This window comes from Psychrobacter sp. 1Y10, assembly GCF_052259005.1.
Classification (GTDB): Bacteria; Pseudomonadota; Gammaproteobacteria; order Pseudomonadales; family Moraxellaceae; genus Psychrobacter; species Psychrobacter saeujeotis.
Genome location: NZ_JBQQES010000002.1, coordinates 467,549 through 485,225 on the forward strand (window position 1 = coordinate 467,549; position 17,677 = coordinate 485,225).

Consider the following 17,677-nt stretch of genomic DNA (forward strand, 5'->3'; position numbering starts at 1 on the left):
AATTCTTCAAATTTTAGTAATCCCAAGCAAGATAATAATTCACGTGCCTCTGCTGATTCTAACACAGATGCCTCTTATCAGGACAACCATATGCCAAGTAGCCAACCTGAAAACAGCGCACCAGGACAACAAATGTGGGGTGGGCGCTTTAGTGAAGCGACTGATAGCTTCGTTGCAGCATTCACAGCGTCAGTCGGTTTTGATCAGCGCTTTGCACGTCATGATATCGAAGGCTCGATTGCTCATGCAACCATGCTCAAAAAATGTGACATTTTGACAGCTGATGAAGTTGCAACCATCATTGAAGGTCTACAGCAGGTCTTACGCGAAATTGAAGCAGGAACGTTTAACTGGTCAATCACGCTCGAAGACGTACACATGAATGTTGAATCACGCTTGACGAATATCGTTGGAGCGGTCGGCAAAAAACTACATACAGGACGTAGCCGTAATGACCAGGTTGCAACCGATATACGCTTATGGCTACGCGAAGAGACTGACAATATTATCGCGCTGTTAGTACGTTTGCAAAGTGGCCTACTTAGCCTAGCTGAACAACATACTGATACGATCATGCCAGGCTTTACTCATTTGCAAACTGCACAGCCAGTAAGCTTCGGTCATCATGTGCTGGCGTGGTTTGAGATGCTCTACCGCGATACGGAACGTCTTGTCGATACGCGCCGCCGTATCAACCAGATGCCACTTGGTAGTGCTGCTCTTGCTGGTACCACCTTCCCAATTGATCGTACTATTACTGCTGAGCTGCTAGGTTTTGAAGGTATTTGTCAAAACTCATTAGATGCAGTGTCAGACCGTGATTTTGCGATTGAGTTTACCGCAAACGCTTCTATTTTAATGATGCATCTGTCACGTATGAGCGAAGAGATTATCTTATGGATGTCAGCGCAGTTTAACTTTGTGCAGATACCGGATCGTTTCTGTACTGGTTCATCTATTATGCCGCAAAAGAAAAATCCTGATGTACCAGAATTGGTACGCGGTAAAACAGCACGTGTTTATGGACAATTGATGACGCTACTTAGTCTGATGAAGAACCAGCCACTTGCCTATAATAAAGACAATCAAGAGGACAAAGAGCCACTATTTGACTGTGTCGATACCTTGACCGGCTCGCTCCTTGCCTTTGCCGATATGCTACCGAACATTACCCCGAATAAAGAAAATATGCGCGCTGCCGCTATGAAGGGTTATGCTACTGCAACTGACCTAGCAGACTATCTGGTGCGCCGCGGTGTAGCATTCCGTGATGCGCACGAAGTCGTTGGCAATGCCGTTGCACTAGGTATTAAAGAAGGCGTTGATTTAAGTGATTTGTCGCTGACGCAGTTACAGCAGTTTAGTGATGCAATAGGTGATGATGTCTTTGATTTCTTAACCTTAGAAGGTTCATTGGCAGCTCGTGACCATTTAGGCGGCACTGCACCCAATCAAGTTAAGCAAGCGGTCATTAATGGTCGTGCGCGCTTAAAAGCGTTTGCTTAAACGCCTAATCTAAAAACCGCTTTAACTTTGTATATTTAACACTCACTTCTAATACGCATAAGTTAGGGCGAGTGTTTTTAGTTGTCATACCATTGCCAACATTTATATTAAGCGGGTTGACTGTTACCTTCTATACACTTGATACCCTTGGCTAAACGGTCTAAGACCGCTATCATAGATAGATATTAATATTCGACTTAATAAATAAATAACTTACTGAATAAGGAGCGCCCTGTGACTGAGAGTTTTAATCCGCAAGCCAATACCGTTTTTTGCCGTAAATATCAGCAAGAACTGCCAAAAATGCCGCATCCGCCTTTTCCTAATAAAAAAGGTCAAGAGCTACAAGAAACGGTCTCTGACAAAGCATGGCAAGAGTGGCTTGAGCAGCAGACGATGCTGATTAATGAGAACCACCTAAGTATGATAGACCCACAAGCTAAAAAGTTTTTAACTGAGCAACGTGAGAAATTTTTAGACAATGAAGATTATGAGCGTGCACAAGGCTGGACACCAGAGACTTAAAACTCAAACCAATAAAACTAATATCGGCAAGCTTGGTAAATAGCTATAATTTTCTATAAAACTTTGCTAATATAAAGTTGATTTACAACACTGACAGACTCGGGGTGCGGTGTATGAAAGGCTAACTGCCTTTGTACATTCGCTGAGAGATCACCCGCCGAACCTGATGCGGTTAGTACCGACGCAGGGAAGTCTTAAGCTTTAGTTATACCTAAAGGGCGCGCAGAAATGCCTTTTTATTACTGTCATTGTTCTTACTTGTTCAATTTTAGTATGACGGTCAATATTAAGTTGCGTTCACTGATTTTTAAAACTATCTTTATCTAGGTTTAGTAGTAGATAGTTTTTATAAGATCAACATTATAGGAATAAGTAATGCTATCCCCGCAGCTACTGGCGGTGTTGCTTTTGTTCAAAAACCAACACGCTAGGACAGCATATGACAACCTCAACCGTACCCCCCAAAACCCAGCAAAACGCCTCTAATAAAAAAGCCGACGCGTTAAAAACGCCTGCGCATCGCAACCAAAAAGATGTTCGTTTTGAAGAAGACGCGCGCGATCTACACCGTATCCTCCCTGCCTCCAAAAAAGTCTACATCGAAGGCTCAAGACCCGATATCCAAGTGCCCATGCGCGAGATTACGCTTGACCCCACCCCTATTCAGGGTGTTGATGAGTCTGACTGGGAGCAAAACCCGCCCTTTTATGTTTATGATACCTCAGGCGTCTATACCGACCCCGATGCCCAAATTGACCTAACCCGTGGCTTGCCAAAACTGCGCGAGGGCTGGATAGACGAACGAGGTGATACCGAACAATTAAGCGGTCTATCTAGCTCATACGGCCAAGCGCGCGCACGCGATATCACCACGGCAAATTTGCGTTTCGCCCATATCGATAAGCCGCGCCGTGCTAAAAATATTGATGGCAAATCAGGTAATGTCACCCAGATGCATTACGCGCGTCGCGGTATCATCACCCCTGAAATGGAATATATCGCCATTCGCGAGACGCAAAAGCAGCATGAACTGACCGATATGCGCCAACATGACGGCGAGAGCTTCGGTGCCAACACTCCAAAAATTATCACGCCTGAATTTGTCCGTAGCGAGGTCGCGGCAGGTCGTGCGATTATTCCTAACAACATCAATCACCCTGAATCTGAGCCGATGATTATCGGACGCAATTTCTTAGTGAAAATTAACGCCAATATCGGTAATTCAGCACTTGGCTCCTCTATCGATGAAGAAGTCTCAAAAATGACATGGGCAACGCGCTGGGGCGCAGACACCATCATGGATTTGTCGACTGGTAACCATATTCATGAGACCCGTGAGTGGCTGATTCGTAACTCGCCTGTACCCATCGGTACGGTGCCGATTTATCAAGCACTAGAAAAAGTTGACGGTGTGGCAGAAGACCTAACATGGGAGATATTCCGCGATACGCTCATTGAGCAAGCCGAACAAGGTGTTGATTACTTTACCATTCACGCAGGCGTGCTGCTGCGTTATGTGCCACTGACTGCCAACCGTTTGACAGGTATCGTCTCACGCGGGGGCTCTATCATGGCGCAGTGGTGCCTTGCCCATCATAAGGAGAGCTTTTTATACACCCATTTTGAAGATATTTGCGAGATTATGAAGCAGTATGATGTTGCCTTTAGCTTAGGCGATGGTCTGCGTCCCGGCTGTCTGCAAGATGCTAATGATGCGGCGCAGTTCGGTGAATTGCGGACCCTTGGTGAGCTAACGCAAGTGGCATGGCAGCACGATGTACAAGTAATGATTGAAGGTCCTGGACATGTAGCGATGAACCGTATTAAAGAAAATATGGACTTGCAGCTTGAGCTATGTGCCGATGCGCCTTTTTATACGTTAGGACCGTTAACGACTGATATTGCTCCCGGTTATGACCATATCACTAGTGCCATTGGTGCTGCGATGATTGGCTGGTTTGGTACCGCCATGCTTTGTTATGTCACGCCCAAAGAACATCTCGGTCTGCCCAATAAAAAAGACGTTAAAGACGGTATCATCACTTATAAAATTGCTGCTCACGCTGCTGATCTGGCCAAAGGGCATCCAGGTGCACAAGCACGTGATAATGCCTTGTCCAAAGCGCGTTTTGAGTTCCGCTGGGATGATCAATTTAATCTAGCGCTTGACCCTGATACCGCCCGTGAATATCATGATGAAACGCTGCCTAAAGACGCGCACAAATCCGCCCACTTTTGCTCGATGTGTGGACCGAAGTTTTGCTCAATGAAAATCACTCAAAACGTGCGCGAGTATGCTAAGGGTTTGGATGCTAAAGAAAATCTAGGCGCAGACGCTATGAGCGCGGCTGAGATTGAGCAAGGCATGGCGGAAATGACTGAAAAATATCATAGTGAGGGTTGCCAGCTGTATAAAGAAATATGATAGTCAGAATTAACTTTTGTCCCATAAAAAAGCGCTACTAATCAGTAGCGCTTTTTTTGATCGCGAGTATCTTAGTAAGAGTCTTGGTTACACTTTCGACGCTTTATAAATCTCGTCAATAGAGGCATTAATGGTATCGGCAAACTCTTTATCGCTTTGCTGCTTACTCAGTCCTTCAGTAAAGGCACGTGAAAAACTGGCAATCATACCTGGATTTTTCTTAAGCTTTTCACAAGCGTCGCTACGGCTATAACCACCAGACAAGGCAACGACTCTTAACACTTTTGGATGATCGATTAGCTCTTGATAAAAACCTTCTTCCTCTGGCAATGTCAGTTTGAGCATCACTTGGTGATCATCGTTTAAACGCTCAAGATTACGCAAGATATCAGCTTTCAATAGTAACTCGCAATCATGCTTATTAGCACTATCGATATTTACTTCTGGCTCAACAATTGGCATAAAGCCTTTAGAAATAATTTGCTTTGCAACATCAAACTGCTGCTGGACAACCAGTTCAATACCATCAGCACTTGGCTCATAAATAACTGAACGCATTTTGGTACCAAAGACTGGATAGTTTTGGGCTTTATCTAATAACGCCTCCAAATTAGGAATCGGACGCATCACTTGTACACCGTTCATTTGTTCTGCCAAGCCTTTATCGACCTTTAAAAACGGTACGATATTTTTGTCTTCCCATAGATAGTTAGCTGTTGGCTTACCGTTAACTTCACGATCCATTGTATCTTCGAATAAAATTGCCCCAAGTACCCGCTCATTATCAAAGCAGTCACAGGTCATGATTCGAGCACGCATTTCATGCACAAGGTCAAACATAGCCTCGTCGTTGTCATACGCATCACCAGTGACGCCATAGTTTTCAAGAGCCTTAGGAGTACTACCACCGCTTTGATCAAGCGCCGCGATGAATCCTGAACCTTCTTTTATTCGTTGAAGTTGCTTTTGATATTCCATTAATTATATATCCTCTAAACGTTGATAAGGGTCAAATTTTACTGTAGTAAATGATGCGTTATACGATAAGTTGAGTATGATTTAACTATAGTCTACCTTAGCATAGGACATAAGATGTGCCTATATTCGATACGTTAAGAATCAACGTATTTTAAGAACAGTTGTTGGACTTATATATGACGACATTATTTTTTATTATATATATTGAAATAAGAATATACAAACTTAACCTACTGTTTACCTACAAAATTCTGTCATCGTAAAAATTATTAGCTGGTTTTTTATTTTTGGTTGTATAATTTAATATACAAATGTAATTTCTTTAAGCTAAGAATAGGATGGCGACGCAGCTTACTGCTAATAACAAACCTAGCATATTGATACGATTGAGTGACTCTTTGAACACGCCTACCCCAATGATAGTCGCCACTGCAATGACTCCAACATTCATACCAGTAAATACGATGCTTGGTGATTCAGACAACATTTGATGCGCACGTACGTAAGCATAAATATTACCCATATTAAGCGCGCCCAGTAAAAGTCCTGCGCTAAGTGCGTTCCTTTGCCAGCGCACGCGAGTAACGAGCAAATACATAAATAACAATATCCCTGCCAGACCAAAACTGATAAATAAAGTCAGCGGGAATGCGGCTCCTTGTTTAGCAACTTGCTTGAATAAAATATCAATAACGCCATAGCCTGCCCACACGCCAAATAGCCATAACGGTGTTCGTAGTGTAGAAGGATTATTAGACCGCTTACCCGTTTTATTGTTGCTACTTACATGAGAGTTGCCGGTTTGTTTTGGGCGATAAATCAGTGCGCCAAGTGCTAAAAACCCTAAAGCCAGCCCGAATATACGAGTGCCAGTCAACACCTCCCCAAATAATAGAAACGCGGCGCCGATAGGAATAATCAATGATAAGCGCTGAGCGGCATCGGTTGCCACCATCCCGACGGCTTCAATGGCACGTCCAAGAATCACGAATACGGCAGGCAGTAGCACTCCAAGCGCAACAATGATGCCCCATGCACTGCCAAGTTTACTAATACCACTCACTTCTGGCTTCAATAATAGCCAAGTAAGCAAAAAAGCAACTGGATAACCGGCGACGATCGTCTGACGTATATCTATATTTTTTTGTCGTAATACTTTGAGTAGCACCGAAACAGCGACACTACAAAGCACCGCAATCGTTAAATACATCATTGACTTCTACCTTATTGAGTCGCAATTTTGCGTATTTTCCATTCGTATACCAGTACTAAAAATTTGGCACAGTTATCTTTACATACTTCAGTCTTCGATAAATTAAGTTACTGAATAACGCGAAACAATGAAAGGTAACAAAATACCTTTTGTACAGCAATTTATTTATAGTAGTTTTTAATACCTGATATTAAATACGACCTGCCGCGTTCAAATTACAATTAGCATGCAGGGGTGATTGCGAAGTTTTGCTAAAATAGCGCACAATCCTAACAACACAAGTAATTGTCCAAGATAGTGTCTAATACCACTTATCTTGGCGTATCGTCATTGCCTATGAATGCTCTATTCCGTTTTTTTGAAAATCGTCTTTCTGCCTTTCCTGATACGCCTATGCCGCTGCCATCACCGACTGATGGGCTGTTAAAGTTTTTGTGGGCATGCACTAAAGGTCTGCGCGGGTGGCTGCTGCTCTTTATGATTTTGTCTGCTGGTATCGGTGTTTATGAGGCCATGCTGTTTGCATGGATTGGTAACATAGTCGATTGGCTTGGTGTTTATACCCCGCAAAACCTATGGGCAGAAAAAGGCGATCTATTACTCCTTATGCTTGCAGTGATGATATTAAGTCCGTTATGGATTGCCTTGTCATCTTTTATACATTTTCAGACTCTGCAAGGTGTATTTCCCATGCAAATGCGCTGGCGTTTTCATCAGCGCATGCTAGGCCAATCCATGCAGTTTTATCAAGACGAGTTCTCTGGTCGCGTCTCAGCAAAAGTGATGCAAACGGCTCTAGCAGTACGTGATACCGTTATGACTGTTACTGACATGTTTACCTACGTGACAGTATACTTTATTACTTCTGGTATTATCTTATTCAATCTTGACAGCTTATTACTAACCCCTTTTATCATCTGGTTTGTCTTAGTCGGCTTTACTATTTGGTTTTTTATTCCACGGTTAAAACGCACTGCTATTGTGCAAGCGGATGCTCGCGCTTTGATGGTTGGGCGTATTACTGATGCTTATGCCAATATTATGACAGTCAAGCTGTTTAGTCACTCACGCCGTGAGCTGGGTTATGCCAAAAATGCGATGGGGCAGTTTTTGGGAACGGTGCATGCTCAAATGCGCTGGGTCAGCTATCTTGAGGTATCAACGCATTTAATTAGCGTGATCTTAGTGAGCAGTACTGCTGGAATTGGATTATATTTATGGCAACAAGGTGCTGTAGGTGTGGGCGCTATTGCGGCAGCAACTGCCATGGCGCTACGCCTTAATGGTCTCACTCGCTGGATTATGTGGCAGACAGCCAGCTTGTTTGAGAGTATCGGTACTGTGCAAGATGGTATGCGAACTTTATCTGCGCCTCAAACCATCATTGATGTGCCCAATGCTTCTGCGTTAAAAGTTACTGATGGACATATCGTATTCGACAACGTTGACTTTAGTTATGAAGATGAGAATACTGTAAATGCAGCGGCTAGTGAGTCTGATGCTACTAGCCCTACTCTGACATCTGCACCAATAAAGCTACTTGATAGCTTTTATTTAGATATCAAACCCGGTGAGAAGATTGGTTTGGTGGGACGCTCAGGTGCTGGTAAGTCAACCTTGGTTAATTTACTCTTACGCTTTTTTGATGTCGATAGCGGCAAAATCTACATCGATGGTCAAGCGATTGACGAGGTCACGCAAGAGTCATTGCGTCAGCAGATTGGCATGGTCACTCAGGATACCTCACTCCTGCATCGTACTGTTCGTGAAAACATCGCTTACGGTCGACCTGATGCCACTGATGAAGAGATTATTTTTGCGACCAAGCAAGCCCAAGCTTGGGACTTTATCAAAGACTTATATGATGACAAAGGCAACACCGGTCTCGATACCCAAGTTGGTGAGCGCGGTGTCAAACTCTCTGGTGGTCAGCGTCAGCGTATTGCCATATCACGTGTCATGTTAAAAAATGCTCCTATTCTGCTTTTAGATGAGGCAACCAGTGCGCTTGATTCTGAGATTGAATTTGCCATTACCGAAAGCTTAAATGACATTATGACTGGTAAAACCGTTATTGCGATCGCGCATCGTTTATCAACGATTGCCGCCCTAGATAGATTGGTCGTTATGGATAAGGGGCAGATTATCGAACAAGGTAGCCATGATGAATTATTGGCATTAAAAGGTGTTTATGCTGGTTTGTGGCAGCGTCAAAGCGGTGGTTTTTTGGGTGAAGACAATTGATCTTCATTCAAAAACAATAAAGGAGGAAGCCTTAACATGGAAGCATTTACAAATAGTATCGATATCAGCGGCAAACAAGCACGTTATTATGACCTGCATCAACTTAGTAGATCGATAAATACTACGACCCAAAAACGTCCACCTGCCCATTTTTATGGTGGCAACAGCTTTACGGTTGGTACCTACTCTCCGCTACTGAATGATCTTGCAGATAACTTTGATCTCACCTCTCTGGCGCTGCGTGGCTATTGGTATGATAAGCCCAAAGCTCAATGCCTAACTCGTGAGCAAGATGCCGATATGCTTATCGAGTTTTTAGATAAGACTCAAGATAAGCCCATTATTGGTATTGGGCACTCACAAGGAGCGACTGCAACGGCGATGGCAGCCGCTGAGCGTCCTGATCTATTCTCGCAGTTGTATCTTATTGAGCCGGTCACCTTTACTAAAAAACAAACAGCGTTATATAACCTATTGCCACGTGCTTTTATGCTCAGCCGTGAACCGTTTAAAAGCACCTTGACCAAGCAAACCCAATGGTCAAGTATCAATGACTACTACGAGCATCTGCGCAAACAACGTGCCTACAGACGTATCAATGATGAGCATTTACTAGTGTTCGCTGAGCAAAGCCTCGTTGCCAATACTGACGGCAGCTACTCTTTAATCTTCGATCCAGAACAAGAACTTGCCAACTATTTTGGTACGCCGCATATTGATAGTGCCCTTAAAAAACTGCGTTGTCCTTATACACTGGTCACAGGCAAGCCGACTCTATTTATCAATCATAAAGTCCGTAAGCAATGGCAGAAATTTGTACCTGATGACAGCTTGATATCGCTGTCTGATTATGGGCATTTGTTACCGATGGAAGCGCCTGAACTATGTGCGCAGATCATAAATGAGCATTATAAAGGCGAAAGATAAACCAAACGATGACTGATCTTTTTGCGCCCATGCCTACTGATAACCTATTGCCTTATGATGGCAAAGTAAACGATTTAGGGGTTATTATTGATAATCCCAATAACCTCTACGACATTCTCTTAGCTGAGCTTCCTTGGCATTCGGACGTCGTGACTTTGTTTGGTAAAACTCATGTCACTGCGCGTCAGATTGTTTGGATGGGTAATAACAATACCAGCTATCACTATTCAGGACATACGCGCCAAAGTGTACCATGGTCAAATTCCGTGTTTCATGTGAAACACTGCATCGAAAAACAGCTGGCAAAGACAGGAATTGAAGCTGATTTCAATTCCTGCTTGCTTAACTATTACCCATCAGGTGCTGAGGGTATGGGCTATCATGCAGACGATGAAAAAGAGCTGGGTGTGCAGCCAGTTATCGCGTCTTTATCACTGGGTGCCACGCGCAAATTTGTCTTAAAGCATAAAAAAACTCAAGATAAAGTCGAGCTTTATCTTGAGTCAGGCCAGCTTATCGTAATGCATGGTGATACCCAAACGTTCTGGAAACACAGTATCACCAAAACAACTAAGGCAAATGAAGGTCGTATTAGTTTGACCTTTCGACGTATGCTGACCGCTTGATGGTTCTAAACTCTATATCTCTTTACGGTTTAAAAAACGTTCGCGATAGCACTGATAAGCAGCTTCACATACGTTTGATGTGTAGCTGGCGTTAACCCCACCTGCTACCATAGCCCCTACTGCTGGAATGACTTGCGCAGCCTTGGTCTTGACCATATTAGTCGCCACCTTAGTTGCCGTTTGCCGCAAGACTCGTGAAGCTACTTTTTCGTTAACTTTATTAAAGGCCAGAACTTCTGGGTCTTTTACCGTGCTAAAAGTATCATCAAGCGCCGCTTTGCGCTCCTCAGCAGAAGCAGAGGTGGCTACCGCCAATAATGACATAGCAAATAACTGCTCATTTTTGTCACTCATGTCAAAACCGTAGTAAGTCGCATATTCACCAATAGCACGCAGATTAGCGATGATAAGACCTATTATATCTGCAGGAATACCTGCCCAACCTGTTATGCCTGTTGCTACTCCCTGAGCACTAGTTAACGCCACATATTTACTTTTAAAAAGTTTAACCCGCTTATCAACGATGGCAATAGGTAGGTTTTCAATGTCTTTGAGCTTTTTGACCGCTGAGCCATCGATATCTGCTTCATTCTGATAAGCTTCAATAGTATCTTGCACATCTAATGTCCAATTTGCAGTATCACTTAACGTGATTATCATCTTTTCAGTAGCTTTTTTTAGGGTTTCACCGAATTGCGGTGCCGCCATAAGCGTCTCCCCTGCTTTATCAATAGGCATACTTAAGGTAGCAAAGGCTTTATCTAGCAAGCTTTTATCAGGATTCCTCCAAGCTTCTATTTCTTGACGAACTTGATCTTCGTAGGCTTTATTATCGGTAGTACTGGTATTAGTAGCACTACCTTGACTCGCTTTTTCATCAGCGATTGTTTTATTATCAGTAGTAGCTGTTTCGTGAATACTTGTCTCTTCGTCATCAGAAACTGCTAAGACAATTTTACCAAAGGTATCACCTTTTTGTAGTTCACTGTGCGCGGCAACGACTTCAGATAGCGGATAAGTCTGCTGAATTTGTAACTTCAACTTTCCATCTCCTACTTTCTGTAAGACCTGACCCATAACCTCTCCACTACGCTGAGCCTTAAAACCTGCCACATTTAGGTTGTCCTGGCTACCCGCCTCTTTAAGTTTATCGACCCAAATAGTAGGTAATACATTGACGCGTCCGCCAGATTTAAGCACATCAAGCGCGCGTACGCCAGCATCATCACCGACTAAGTCCAGTAGCACATCGGCTTGCAAATTAGGGAATGCATCTTCTTTAGTATAGTCAATCCAGCCTGCAAGCTTGCTCTTATCTACGAGAGTATCAAGCTTGCTATATTTTTCTGGTGAGCAGATAACAGTGACTTTAATGTCATCTTGATTGACCTTTTCCATCAATAACTGAATAAGTAGATGACCAACACCGCCTGCTGGGGCATTGATGACGACATGCTCGCCTTTTTTGATATCAGCAAACTTAACAAATTGTAGCGCTGTTTGTCCGATACAAGGCAGTGCTCCTGCTTGCTCTAGCGTTACTGACTCTGGGACTTTGGCAAGCAGATTAGCATCAACTGCAACGTACTCAGCATAACAGCCACCATCAAAGGTCAATGCCGCCACTTGTTCACCGACTGTAAATCGATCGTTATTACTTTTGGCCACAACGCCAGCCACATCAAAACCTAAAATAGCAGGTTTGTCGTGATTAAATTTGTCGTTACGGATATTTTCCGCACCCCAACCTTTGCCTTGACGAGTTTTATAGTCGACAGGATTAATACCTGCATACGCTACTTTGACCAACACTTGGTCATCGTTCAAGTCAGGAATAGCGACACCATCTTGGTAGTGCATGACCTCAGGCTCGCCAAACTCACGAATAAGGGCGGCATGTTGAGTGGTTGGTAACGAATTATTAGAAACGGTAGACATAATTATATATCCTTATATTTTATGTAGTTATGGTTGTTTGTCTCATTAGTATATAGATTGAAAACCCACACTATATCAGAGCCAGTTCAGCACTGATAGGTAGATGATCTGAAAGCTTAGACCATGGTTTGCCATTATGCACCCAAGCACTTTTTATAGAAAGATTGCGAACATAAATACGATCTAAACTGAGCACTGGTAGCTTCGCTGGGAAGGTCGGTAACAGCTTGCCATGACAGTGTTTAAAGGCCTCAGTCATCCCAAGGTCACTGGCGAGTGTGTCACAAGATAGTTTTTTCCAGTCGTTAAAGTCACCTGCCAAAATCAGCGGTTGATCTGAGGCAATCTCATTACGTACGTAATCGCTAATTGCCTGATATTGTTTAATACGGTCGCGCTCGAACAAATTGAGATGAGCACATAGCACCACTACAGGTTTTTTCCAGCCAGCTGGCTGTACTTCACAATGCAACACCCCGCGTTGCTCTAGCTTATTTACAGTGATATTGACGTTATGTTTAGGGTCCAAGGGGAATCGACTCAGTACTGCATTTCCATGATGGCCGTCCTCGTATTCTGAGTTTTTGCCATAGCTATTTTGCAGCTGCAGATACTCACCAAACCATTCGTGCTGAGATTGATCAGGGTATTCGTTATAGTGCATGTTGCGCCTTAAGTGTTGACCTTGCACCTCTTGTAAACATAAGACATCAGACCCTACCTCTTCAAGCGCTTGAGCAATTCCTTGCATTTTGACTCGGCGATTAAGTGGCGACATACCTTTATGGATATTATAGCTGGTCACAACAAAAGAGTTTTTATTCATCATAAATTCAGTATTCATAGCATAATTGTTATAAGTAATTATAGGCGTTATCTATACTATAACAACATTGACGATAGTTTTAGCTTTATCGTTATGGCATTAAAGCGTATTAAGTACTTAACGGATAAAGGTTATTTGTGAATGCACAACACGTTTTAATGGTTGTAAACATAAAAGAGCATTGGCTCTGATTGAACCAATGCTCTTGTTTACTGATAATAAATTATCATTACTCAGTCAATTGGCCGTATAAAATCAGTAGCGTGTAACCAAAGCAATTGGCTGATCTTCGCTCATGATGTCTTGCGGCATAAATACCACTTCACCACCATTATGCATGACATGTTCTATAATCTCACCAACTGCGTCATCTGTTACGTCATTTGCAGCAGCATCATCTGCTAACATAAGGGTCTGAGCCTTTTCATCGATCTTGGCTGACTGCATATAGCCGCGACGTACATAAAGTGTCTCGCCTGCTCCTTGGAAGGCGCCGCGATAGACTTCTTGTAAATCGGTACGCAACATCTCTGCACCGCGTGCTTTGTCAATCTCACCAAGCGCGGCTTCGTGCAACGATGTACGATAGCCCTCTACCGCTTCTTGGACACCATCGATAATATGCTGAGCACTGCCATCTTCTAAATTGGTAACGTTCGAGACTTTGGCAATAATATTATCTGGACGATCACAGACGTCATTATAGTAGCTGATATTACGTGCATCACCGACCACAACCAGTGGCATTTTGTGTTCGCCCCATAGCTCTTGTACACTTTTATCAACTTGATTAAAGAACTCTTTTAAATAGTTATCTTCTTTGTTAGCTGAGCGGTCAGAGCCTGCATCACCAGTAGTATACAAACCATTATTTTCTATAGGAAACGGGATGTTTTCCATATTATTCTGGCGATCAGAATCATTATCGAATTCTTTGATAACGCGATCATTAGAAGCTTCAATTAAACGAGCCACATCGCGTGTGAGGACCACCGTATAGTAATGTACAGCGCTTGCCATATCGCGGACAAGGTCACGAGTTGCAAAACGATCTGATATTACAACGCGCTCTTTGGTATCAAGTGGCATACGGATAATTTGCACATCGTCAGTACTGGCAAAAATCGCTAACGTATCAAGGTTATAGTTATGATTGAGCTCGTCAGTTTTGGCATGAATATTTTCTAAAATAGTGGTCGCTGTTTGCTTGTCGTACTCATTAGTCAAGCGCTCCTCGACTACTTTTAGTTGATTCTTTAACGCAATAGGATCTTGTTCATTTCCTGGATGCTCACGGTGGGTCTTTACAAATATACTTACTGCAGGATCAGTTTTTGTTTCACGTAAACTCTTAAGGGTCGCTTTCATAAATACTTTTCCTTATGTTGTTGTTATAAATTCCAACCAATAAACTGTTTATATAGGTCAAATTACTTTGCTTAGTTTATATAGCTGTCTGATTTAGCTCAGTCTCATTAGCGTATTACAGTTACCTAATATTCATAATCGTTTTATAGTTTTTAATCGGTAAAACCTTGTTTAATACGTCTCCTTATGTGCGGCATAAACGATAACCCGTACATAAGACCATAATTTTTATATTGGAACTACTATGATGCTATCAAGTTAATATGATGAGCTATAGGGTTAGTTTGCAAGCAAATGATAGCGCTTTGTAAGCATAAGTAAGAAAAATTTAATATTACAACTCCTAATATTCTTTATCAGCACATAATAGAATCGCCAATACAGAGTATTTACTTATTACCTTTCACGGTGAACTTGTATTCTAAGCAAAATAGACCCATCATTTAAGTAGCCGGTCAGTTGCTCTACTAAATATGCGCATGAAAACCCAAATCATTAAATATTAACGCGCGTTTTCTTTACTGACTTGACCCTTATTGCTCTTGGATACCTCTATGACTACTACAACTACGATCGACCCAAATCTACACCTTGTTGACTTTGATGCAACCGACCCTGTTGACTTACAGGTAAAAGTCACGGATGCGATTCAACAAGGTAATGACTTTTTAGATAACATTGCAGCATCTACAGATAAAGACTCTAACGATATAAGTGCCAAACAAGCATTGACTGATGTCATGATGTTTGACCATATCAACTTAGCGTTGGATCGCAGCTGGGGTGTTTTGTCGCACCTTAATAGTGTGATGAGTAACGACAAGATTCGTCATATTCATCATGAGCTATTACCTAAACTCTCCGCCTACGGTACTCGCGTTGGTCAACATCAACCATTATTTGGCCGTTATCAGGCCATCGCTAACGACAAAGAGTTTTTTGCAACGCTTGAGCCTGCTCGTGCACGCGCTATTGAGCTCGCCCTGCAAAGCTTTGAGCTATCGGGTGTGGCGCTACCTAAAGACAAGCAGGATGAATTTGCTGACATTCAAAGTAAATTATCTACCTTATCGGCAACTTTTTCTGACCATATTTTGGATGCCACCCAAGCCTTTGCATTGCCTTTACAACAAGAACAATTAGCAGGCTTAACGGAAAGTGGCTTGGCTTTACTTGCAGATGCCGGTGAGCAGCATAAAGCCCGTGAACTTGCCAGTGGTACGCTCACGCAAGCTGATATTGATGCGTTACCAACACCCTACTATGTGGCGACTTTGAATATTCCCGTATATCTTGCGGTCATGACCCATGCAGACAATCGCGAACTGCGTGAGACTTTGTATCGCGCTTATGTGACACGTGCCTCTGAATATGACACTCATACCAATGCTAAAGGCGAGTCACTAAACAACGCGGATATCATGGGCCAAATCCTACAACTGCGTGAACAAAAAGCTCAGCTACTAGGCTTTGATAACTATGCTGAAGTTTCTCTATCGACTAAGATGGCGGAAAGCGTTGCAGAAGTTGAAACTTTTTTACGGAATTTGGCTACCAAGGCTAAGCCTACTGCTGAACAAGACTTGGCCCAGCTGCAAGAATGTGCCCGTGACTATGACATTGCTGAGCTACAACCATGGGATAGTGCCTATATTGCTGAAAAGGTAAAACAAAACAAATTTAGTTTATCGCAAGAAGAGATTCGTCCGTACTTCCCCTTACCGAAAGTTATTGACGGCCTCTTTGCTATCGTTGAGCGCTTATACGGCATCAAAGTACAAGAACAAAATAGTGCGAATGAGTCTACTAAAGCTGACAGCAACGCAGTTTCGCGCTGGCACGATGACGTACGTTTTTATCAATTATTCGATGCCGATAACAACTTACTTGGCGGCTTTTACTTTGATTTATTTGCTCGTAATGGTAAGCGCGGCGGGGCCTGGATGAGTGGTTTTCAATCGCGCTACAGTAATGATGAGCAAGCATATCAGCAGCTACCAGTTTGCTTTATGGTCGGCAACTTTACCCCAGCGCTAGATGGTAAACCAAGTCTGCTCACTCATGATGAAGTATTGACCTTGTTCCATGAGTTTGGCCATGGTCTACATCATTTGTTGACGCAAGTAACGGTTGGTGATGTCGCGGGCGTAAATGGAGTTGAGTGGGACGCAGTCGAGCTGCCCAGCCAGTTTATGGAAAACTGGGCATGGGAGAGCGATGGCATTACACTTATTAGCAGTCATGTCGAGACTGGTGAGCCATTACCAAAAGACAAGCTAGATGCTTTGTTGGCCGCCAAAAATTTCCAAAGTGGTATGCAGACCTTGCGTCAAATTGAGTTTGCATTGTTTGATTTACTGATTCATGCACATACCCCAGCGCTTGATTATGTAGGTATTCTTGCAACCCTTGATGACGTTCGCAATGACATTGCCATTATGGAAACGCCTAACTACAACCGCTTTGCCAACGGCTTTAGTCATATCTTTGCTGGCGGTTATGCAGCCGGCTATTACTCTTATAAATGGGCTGAGCTATTATCTGCTGATGCCTTTAGTAAGTTTGAAGAAGACGGTATCTTTAACCCAATCACTGGTAAAGCCTTCCGTGAGACCATCTTATCTGTGGGCGGCAGCTTGCCGGCAAAAACCAACTTTGAGAATTTCCGTGGTCGTAGTGCCAGTATCGATGCGTTATTGCGCCACAATGGCTTTGACGATAGAGGTATTAATACTGCGGCAAACGCTCAAACTACACGCGAGGTAGGCTAATGCGCTATCAATCAAGCCGTCCAAAAAGACAATTTTTAGCAGGGGTGCGTTGCCCCAAGTGTCAGGCGTTGGATGCAGTAGTGCAGATAAACGTCGTGACGCCAATACTTGACGAATATATTGAATGTACTCTGTGTGGGCATAGTGAGCATCGCCCTGACTCTGATGAGATTAGCGCTAAAAATCATCTTGAGGATCAGCTGATCCGTGATGCAACCGTCACAGGGACCAGCGGCACAGTCAAGTTTAAAAACTAGGCTTAGCGTCTTAAGACTTAATGGTTATCGCAAATTTTTAAATATTTGGGCTCATACCTGACAATTGTACTTA

At 43.1% G+C, this 17,677-nt stretch carries 13 protein-coding genes and 1 riboswitch; of the genes, 8 read left to right on the plus strand and 5 right to left on the minus strand.

Going from position 1 to position 17,677, the window contains the following annotated elements:
* The first annotated feature begins 132 nt into the window (after window positions 1-132).
* From argH to thiC, 3 genes are all read left to right on the plus strand, one after another.
* Window positions 133-1,506 (plus strand): argininosuccinate lyase, encoded by a 1,374-nt coding sequence (gene argH, locus ACTXGH_RS04980; protein WP_439296214.1) that lies wholly within the window; start codon window positions 133-135, stop codon window positions 1,504-1,506.
* A 234-nt stretch (window positions 1,507-1,740) separates the two neighbouring features.
* On the plus strand, window positions 1,741-2,031 hold the full coding sequence (locus ACTXGH_RS04985; protein ID WP_439262469.1) for an oxidative damage protection protein: 291 nt from the start codon (window positions 1,741-1,743) through the stop codon (window positions 2,029-2,031).
* A gap of 90 nt (window positions 2,032-2,121) precedes the next feature.
* Window positions 2,122-2,238: riboswitch (TPP riboswitch) on the plus strand.
* A gap of 232 nt (window positions 2,239-2,470) precedes the next feature.
* On the plus strand, window positions 2,471-4,456 hold the full coding sequence (gene thiC / locus ACTXGH_RS04990) for a phosphomethylpyrimidine synthase ThiC (protein WP_439296113.1): 1,986 nt from the start codon (window positions 2,471-2,473) through the stop codon (window positions 4,454-4,456).
* Window positions 4,457-4,543: 87 nt separating this feature from the next.
* Here the strand turns inward: thiC and ACTXGH_RS04995 are convergent, their stop codons facing one another.
* Together ACTXGH_RS04995 and ACTXGH_RS05000 are read right to left on the minus strand one after the other, a co-directional pair.
* Entirely contained in the window at window positions 4,544-5,434 is an 891-nt protein-coding gene (locus tag ACTXGH_RS04995) for a fructose bisphosphate aldolase (protein WP_439296114.1), read from the minus strand.
* A 322-nt stretch (window positions 5,435-5,756) separates the two neighbouring features.
* Window positions 5,757-6,647 (minus strand): EamA/RhaT family transporter, encoded by an 891-nt coding sequence (locus ACTXGH_RS05000; RefSeq protein WP_439296115.1) that lies wholly within the window; start codon window positions 6,645-6,647, stop codon window positions 5,757-5,759.
* Window positions 6,648-6,983: 336 nt separating this feature from the next.
* Here ACTXGH_RS05000 and ACTXGH_RS05005 point away from each other — a divergent pair, with 336 nt between their 5' ends.
* The 3 genes from ACTXGH_RS05005 to ACTXGH_RS05015 are packed head-to-tail and all read left to right on the plus strand — an operon-like array spanning window position 6,984 to window position 10,444.
* On the plus strand, window positions 6,984-8,891 hold the full coding sequence (locus tag ACTXGH_RS05005) for an ABC transporter ATP-binding protein (RefSeq protein WP_439296215.1): 1,908 nt from the start codon (window positions 6,984-6,986) through the stop codon (window positions 8,889-8,891).
* Window positions 8,892-8,927: 36 nt separating this feature from the next.
* Entirely contained in the window at window positions 8,928-9,818 is an 891-nt protein-coding gene (locus tag ACTXGH_RS05010; RefSeq protein WP_439296116.1) for an alpha/beta fold hydrolase, read from the plus strand.
* A gap of 8 nt (window positions 9,819-9,826) precedes the next feature.
* Window positions 9,827-10,444 (plus strand): alpha-ketoglutarate-dependent dioxygenase AlkB family protein, encoded by a 618-nt coding sequence (locus ACTXGH_RS05015; protein ID WP_439296117.1) that lies wholly within the window; start codon window positions 9,827-9,829, stop codon window positions 10,442-10,444.
* A gap of 12 nt (window positions 10,445-10,456) precedes the next feature.
* Here the strand turns inward: ACTXGH_RS05015 and ACTXGH_RS05020 are convergent, their stop codons facing one another.
* The 3 genes from ACTXGH_RS05020 to ACTXGH_RS05030 form a co-directional block, all read right to left on the minus strand.
* Window positions 10,457-12,382, minus strand: coding sequence for an EcsC family protein (locus ACTXGH_RS05020; protein WP_439296118.1), 1,926 nt, complete (start codon window positions 12,380-12,382; stop codon window positions 10,457-10,459).
* A gap of 70 nt (window positions 12,383-12,452) precedes the next feature.
* A complete protein-coding gene (locus ACTXGH_RS05025) occupies window positions 12,453-13,208 on the minus strand; it encodes an endonuclease/exonuclease/phosphatase family protein (RefSeq protein WP_439262622.1) in 756 nt (251 codons plus the stop codon).
* Window positions 13,209-13,463: 255 nt separating this feature from the next.
* Complete coding sequence (locus ACTXGH_RS05030; protein WP_439296119.1) at window positions 13,464-14,576, minus strand: AOC03_06830 family ribosome hibernation factor; 1,113 nt, start codon at window positions 14,574-14,576, stop codon at window positions 13,464-13,466.
* A gap of 554 nt (window positions 14,577-15,130) precedes the next feature.
* Between ACTXGH_RS05030 and ACTXGH_RS05035 the strand changes: the two genes are divergently transcribed.
* The gene (locus ACTXGH_RS05035) at window positions 15,131-17,347 is read left to right on the plus strand and encodes a M3 family metallopeptidase (RefSeq protein WP_439296120.1); all 2,217 of its coding nucleotides are present in this window, start codon (window positions 15,131-15,133) and stop codon (window positions 17,345-17,347) included.
* On the plus strand, window positions 17,347-17,604 hold the full coding sequence (locus ACTXGH_RS05040; protein ID WP_439262485.1) for a YheV family putative zinc ribbon protein: 258 nt from the start codon (window positions 17,347-17,349) through the stop codon (window positions 17,602-17,604). The genes ACTXGH_RS05035 and ACTXGH_RS05040 overlap by 1 nt, the downstream gene beginning before the upstream one ends.
* Window positions 17,605-17,677 lie beyond the last annotated feature (73 nt).